Here is a 1,393-nt window from a genome sequence, read left to right on the forward strand (position 1 = left end):
CACCGTCCCGGAGCCGCCGTCCGGGCCCGCCTGGCCTCCGGGTCCGGCGGGGCCGCCGAGCGCCCCGGGGGTTCCCGGTGCCCCGGGCAGCGCCTCAGCCCGGCGCCGCGCCGTCAGCGTCCACACCGCCAGCCCGAGGATCAGCACGACGCCCGCGCCGATGCCGACGTACGCGACGATACGGAGGGAGTCGCTGCGCTCCCCCTCGGCCGCGTTCTGCCCCTTCTCCGCCTGCTCCTTGTCCTCGTCGCTGACGCCGAAGCCGGCCGCGTGCGCGTCGCCCGCGTACTTCGGCCCGGCCTTCGCCGTGCCGGTGACGTCCACGCGCAGGGTGAGCGGCGCCGTCGACTTGAAGAACTTGCCGAGCTGCGGCGAGACCGTCACCGCGAGATAGTGCCAACCGGCAAGGCACGGCGTGTTCGTGGAGTAGTCGAAGCGGCTCGTGTAGTCGACGGTCGGCGTGTAGACGGCGGCCTGCGCCGACTCGTCCGGCGTGTAGGAGACGAAGGGGTCGTCCTCGAACCGGCCCCGCGCCGGGTTGTACGCCGTGATCCCGAACCCGTCGTAGATCGTGGGCGGATACTCGCCGGGCGAGTTCGCACTGCCCAGCTCCACCGAGGCGTTGAGCCGCTGCCCCCAGTCGACCGGCACCCGGTAGAAGCGCGTCTCACCGGGCTTGATGCGGTCGCGCCACACGCCCTTCGCGAGCGCGCCCGCGTCGTTGAAGCCGGTACCGCCGTGCGCCTGCCGCTTCTCGCCGGAGGTGACGGGCGCGGGCGTCTCGTCGTCGCCCGGCTCCTCGTCCGAGTCCGGCGAGCCGGGAAGCAGCCGGGGGCCGCCCTTGAGGCCGGGCTCCGACATATAGCGGAGCTCCAGCGGCCAGCGCCCCGGATCGGACGTCTCCGGTCCCTCGCGCTCGACGGAGAAGAGATACGCGCCGGCCTTCTGGCACTCGTCGTCGGCGCCGATGAGGCGCGTCGCGTAGTCCGCGACGGGGTACGCGGCGCCCTCCGCGCTGAACTGCGGCTCCGTACCGCCGTCGCACTCGCTTCCGTCCACGGTCTCCAGCCGGATCTTCAGACCCTCGCCGACTCCCTTGACCCGCGAGCCCGGTTCGGGCGCGGCGACGGCCGAGATGAACGCGCTGGACTTGGCGTCGAGATCGACGTGGTAGTACTTCTTCTCGCCGCGGCCTATGGAGTCGGTGTACGTGCCGGGGGAGATCTCCGGACCGTCGCCGCTGCCGGCGGTGCCCTTGACCGGCTTGGCGCCCTCGGCCGTCTCGTACGCCGCCGGACCGTCCGGACCGTCCGCGGACGCGGCCCACGCCTGACCCGGCGAGACCGCCAGCACGCACAGCGCCGCCGCGGCGGCGGCCACCGGGGCCGTGGGT

General features: G+C 73.7%; 1 protein-coding gene. It reads right to left on the bottom strand.

All coding sequences use genetic code 11. From position 1 onward, the window contains the following. Nucleotides 1-1,393 (bottom strand): hypothetical protein (locus AN218_RS37230; protein WP_171908845.1); only part of this gene is annotated, 1,393 nt, incomplete at both ends.

This window comes from Streptomyces nanshensis (assembly GCF_001751255.1).
Taxonomy (GTDB): Bacteria; Actinomycetota; Actinomycetes; order Streptomycetales; family Streptomycetaceae; genus Streptomyces; species Streptomyces nanshensis_A.